This window comes from Achromobacter sp. DMS1, assembly GCF_001270295.1.
Map to the genome: position 1 here is coordinate 1 of NZ_LHSJ01000327.1, position 4,183 is coordinate 4,183.

The 4,183-nt window shown below is 68.4% G+C and carries 5 protein-coding genes and 1 pseudogene; 2 read left to right on the forward strand and 4 right to left on the reverse strand.

The features are described from left to right. Positions 1–360, reverse strand: a 360-nt coding sequence (locus tag AD428_RS23550) for a DUF6496 domain-containing protein (protein WP_053246767.1), incomplete at its 3' end; no start/stop codon positions are given. A 184-nt stretch (positions 361–544) separates the two neighbouring features. On the opposite strand from AD428_RS23550, the gene AD428_RS23555 reads away from it, so the two are divergent. Further along, positions 545–760 (forward strand): dodecin, encoded by a 216-nt coding sequence (locus tag AD428_RS23555; RefSeq protein ID WP_053246768.1) that lies wholly within the window; start codon positions 545–547, stop codon positions 758–760. A gap of 1,001 nt (positions 761–1,761) precedes the next feature. On the opposite strand, the gene AD428_RS23560 is transcribed toward AD428_RS23555, so the two are convergent. Continuing rightward, complete coding sequence (locus AD428_RS23560) at positions 1,762–2,316, reverse strand: NADPH-dependent FMN reductase (RefSeq protein WP_053246769.1); 555 nt, start codon at positions 2,314–2,316, stop codon at positions 1,762–1,764. Positions 2,317–2,604: 288 nt separating this feature from the next. Here AD428_RS23560 and AD428_RS23565 point away from each other — a divergent pair, with 288 nt between their 5' ends. Continuing rightward, positions 2,605–3,144, forward strand: coding sequence for an antibiotic biosynthesis monooxygenase (locus tag AD428_RS23565; RefSeq protein WP_053246770.1), 540 nt, complete (start codon positions 2,605–2,607; stop codon positions 3,142–3,144). A 40-nt stretch (positions 3,145–3,184) separates the two neighbouring features. Here the strand turns inward: AD428_RS23565 and AD428_RS23570 are convergent, their stop codons facing one another. After that, entirely contained in the window at positions 3,185–3,916 is a 732-nt protein-coding gene (locus AD428_RS23570) for a GntR family transcriptional regulator (RefSeq protein ID WP_053246771.1), read from the reverse strand. A gap of 45 nt (positions 3,917–3,961) precedes the next feature. After that, positions 3,962–4,183, reverse strand: a pseudogene (locus tag AD428_RS23575) (AtzE family amidohydrolase); the annotation flags it as partial.

Consider the following 4,183-nt stretch of genomic DNA (forward strand, 5'->3'; position numbering starts at 1 on the left):
GCTGGCCTGGCGCGACAGCGCGCCGCGCGAAACGGGTGCGCCGCTTTCCTTCTTCAGCGCCTTGGTGGTGGCTTGGGAACGGGTGGAAGACTTGGCGTGCCCATCGCGGCTGGCGCGCTTGTCCTGTTCGGCCTTGCGGCGCGTGGCGGAGCTGGCGCTCTTGGAGGCGGGCACGTCCACGCCGGCGCGCCGCGCTTTCGAGAGCCCGATGGCGATGGCCTGCTTGGTGGATTTGACACCGTGCTTGCCGGCGCGCACGCGGTCGATCTCCTCGCGCACGAATTCCCCCGCCTGGGTGGACGCCGATTTTCCTTGCTTCTTGTCGCGCGCGGCTCGCTCCAGGGTCTTGCGTTCAGGCATGACGATCTCCTTGGCTTGCTTGCGGTTGCGAGAACGGATCGTCGCGGCGTCACGCCGCGACGGAACTCGTAACACCACCATAGCGCCGCGCGCGTATGCTGTGTGTACGAATGGATTGCCGGTCGTAAGCGTCAGCACCCGGCGGGCCGTTCCCGGTTTTTCCTCACCACAACGGAGACGAGCGATGACGAATCACGTGTACAAGCAGATCGAGCTGGTGGGCTCTTCCACGACGTCCACCGATGACGCGATTGCCCGGGCCATCGCGCGCGCTTCGGAAACCCTGCGCAACCTGGACTGGTTCGAAGTCACGGAAGTGCGCGGCCACATCAAGGACGGCAAGGTCGCGCACTGGCAGGTGGGCCTGAAGATCGGCATGCGCCTCGAAGGAAACGAATAGCGCGCGCCGCGCGCGGGCGCCGCTCATTTTTTGAGCGGAGCCCGCAAGTGCCTGACGGGAAAGGAAAATTTCCGCTTGTCAGCGCACTGTTCAGAGCCTTGTCCACATGCGCTGTGGATGAGCGGCGCGCGCCCGACGCCGGCCGGCACGGCGGATCTTCCGTGGTCCGCGGGCGCTCCATTGCTGCGCCTTTCTTGCCCGCGCGCCGCAAGTCATTGGCATGCAAGGATATTTCCGACCTGCCCGCATGCTGTCCTCAGCCTTATCCACATTTGCCGGGGACAACCGGCCGGCCGGGAACGGCGCGTGCTCCTTTCTTGACCAGCGCCCGCAGTGCCTTGATCGGCAAGGGAATTTTCATGCTGCCCTCAGACTGTCCTCATGCTTGTCCACAAAAGACGGGGACAAGGCGGGCGCATCGGCGCATTCCAGGCTCTGCGGCCGGCCGTCCGTGGATAAGTCCGGGCGGATCCGGGCCGTTGCGCACCCGGGCGCCCGGGTGCGCAGTTTTTGACCGGGTTCCGCAAGTGCCTGGCGGCATTGGGTTTTTTCCAGCTTCCCCAAGGCTGTCCTCATGCTTCTCCACAGCGGGCGGGGATAAGCGCGGGCGCGGCGAGCTGGATATGGGCGTCCCGATCAATGCCGCCGGCATGTCGCGCGGACGCTTCGTGGCTGCGATGAGCAAGGCAATACCTATATCGGCCACGACAAACAGAATAAGAGCGTGCTTTATGGCGTGCTGAAGGCCGGCCTGACGCCGGCCACGCTGGCGACCGCGGGCGTGGGGCTATCAACAGCACGATCCGCGCGGGCAATCGTCTTCCGGGTTGCCACCGTTCTGCAGCGACGGCAAGCAGACCGATTTTCGCGCTTCCGGCAACCTGCAGCGCCCCGGCCCTGCCGGGGCAAGGGGCTGGGAGGCGCCGGCGGACGGGGGCGCGCCTGGCCGGCCGCGCCTCGCCGGCCGCGCCTGGCCGGCCGCGCCCGCCAGCTTCGCGGCGTCAGTCGTTGAACTTCCTGATCCAGGCCACGTAGCGGTCCACCCAGCCCTGCAGGAACTTGCGCGTGCCTTCGTTGGTGATGTTGTACTGGTCATCCACCAGCCCTTCGCCGAACTGGATGAAGACTTCGGGGGTGCTCAGCACGCTGACGCCTTCGGCGGCAAGAATGTTGCGCAGGTGCTGCTGCATCATGGCGGTGCCGGCCGCGCTGGGCGAGGCGCCGAGGATGCCGGCGGCCTTGCCCGCCCACGAGTTCTGGCCCCACGGGCGCGTGCCCCAGTCGATGGCGTTCTTGAGCGCGGCGGGCAGGGAGCGGTTGTGCTCGGGAGACACGAAAAGGATGCCTTGCGCGTCGGCGATCAGTTGCTTGAGCTTGACCACGGGCGGGGGCGGGTTGTTTTCGTTGTCCTGGTTGTAAAGGGGCAGGTCGCCCAGGCTCGCGTATTCCAGCTTGAAGTCGGCGGGCATCAGCTTTTCGAGCGCGCGGGCCAGACGCAGATTGATCGAGGCGGCGCGCAGGCTGCCGACGAAGACGGCGATCTTGTAGGTGCTCATGAGGCGAATGCTCCTTGAGGCAGGGAAGGGAGAAACAGTGTAGACCCCGGAACGGGACGGCTCAATGACGGCGCCGGCGCGCGCGCGCCTGCCTGCGCCCGGCCGGCGTGCACCATGATGGCGCGCAATCTAGGGGTAATCACCGATATGGTGTGCGGCGCGGTGCGCCGGGCCCGGCGGCGCATCCGTTCGCCGCGCGCGCCGGCCCGGCGCAGCGCTGGCATGCCGTTTGCTTTGAAGAGAGGGCGGCCAACCCGCTTCCGGCCGCTTCGTTGCAGGAGTTCCCTCATGTCCCACGTTGCCGCCACCGCCCCGGTCACCATGCTGGTCACCCGTCACATCGCGCCTGAACGCTACGGAGATTTTCTTTCGTGGATGCGGCAGGGCGAGATCCTCGCGGCGGGCTTTCCGGGCTTCCTGGGTTCCGGGGTGCTGCAGCCGCCCGAGGGCGGCGACCAGTACGAAATCGTGTTGCGCTTCAATGACGAGGCCAGCCTCGCGCGTTGGGAAAAGTCGCTGCCCCGGCGCATGTGGCTGGAGCGCGGAGCCCAGCTCGTGCGGGCCAGCCGCGAACGCCGCGTGAGCGGCATGGACAGCTGGTTCGGCGCGCGGCAGAGCGCCCCGCCGCGCTGGAAGCAGGCCGTGAGCATCTGGCTGGCCTACTTCCCGATGCTGCTGCTGTTCACGGTGCTGGCCAGCGATCACTTGAGTGCGATGCCGGTGTTCTGGCGGGTGCTGCTCACCACGCTGGTCCTCACGCCCATCCTGTCTTTCATCTGCATTCCGCTGGTCACGCGCGCGCTGCACCGCTGGCTGCGGCCGGAATGAGCCGCGCCGGGGCGCTCCGCCGGGGGCGCCTCCGGCTGGCTCATGCCGCCCGCGCCCGGCGCGCGGAATAGAGCCGGTGCAGGGTGATCTTGCGCACGGCCTCCTGGCTTTCGCGGATGTGGGCCTCGAGCAGGCGCGCGGCCTGTTCGGCTTCGCCCGCCATCACGGCGCGCAGGATGGCGCCGTGTTCTTCGTAGGTCTTGCCGATGCGTTCGGGCTGGGTGAAGTCCAGCCGGCGCACGATGCGGATGCGCTCGGTGGCGGCGCGATGCACGCGGGCGATCTCGGGATTGCCCGCCGCGGCCACCAGCCCGATGTGAAAGCGTTCATCGAGGTCGGCCAGCCATTCCGCATTGGCGGAGCGGTCGCCTGGGTCCACCAGCCAGATGTCGGCCAGCGGCGCCAGGGCCCGCCGCGGGTCCGGGGCCGCGGCGCCGGCCGCACCGGACACCGGACCGGACGCGCACAGGATGCGCACGGCCGCGGCTTCCAGCACGCAGCGCAACTGGTAGAAATGATCCAGCGTGTCGAAATCCAGCGGTCTGACCAGCCACCCGTTGCGCTGGCGGACTTCCAGATAGCCCTCGCGCTCCAGCCGGAACAGCGCCTCGCGCACCGGCGTGCGGCTGACCTGCAGGCGTTCGGCGATTTCGGTTTCGGTGAAGCGGTCGCCGGGGGCGAGGCGGAAATCCAGGATGTCGCGCTTGAGCGCGCCGTATGCGGCGTCGGCCAGCGTGCGCGGGGTGTCGATAACGGCGAAGGCGGTAGTCATGTCGATGCCTCGGTAATCGTCGGTTCGGAATAGGGGCAGGGTTCGTCAGGCGGGGCGCGCGCGGGCAACGCCCGCCTGTTCGAGCCGGCGCGCGGCCAGCAGGCAGTCGGCTTCGCGCCACGGGGCGGCGATGAGCTGCACGCCTATCGGAAGATGGGCCTGCGGGCCCGTTCCGGGCCACACCGGGGCGGCGCAGACGGGCAGGCCCACGCAGGAAATCGGCTGCGTGAGCAGGCCCATGCCCGCGCGCGCGGGCAGCCGGCCGCC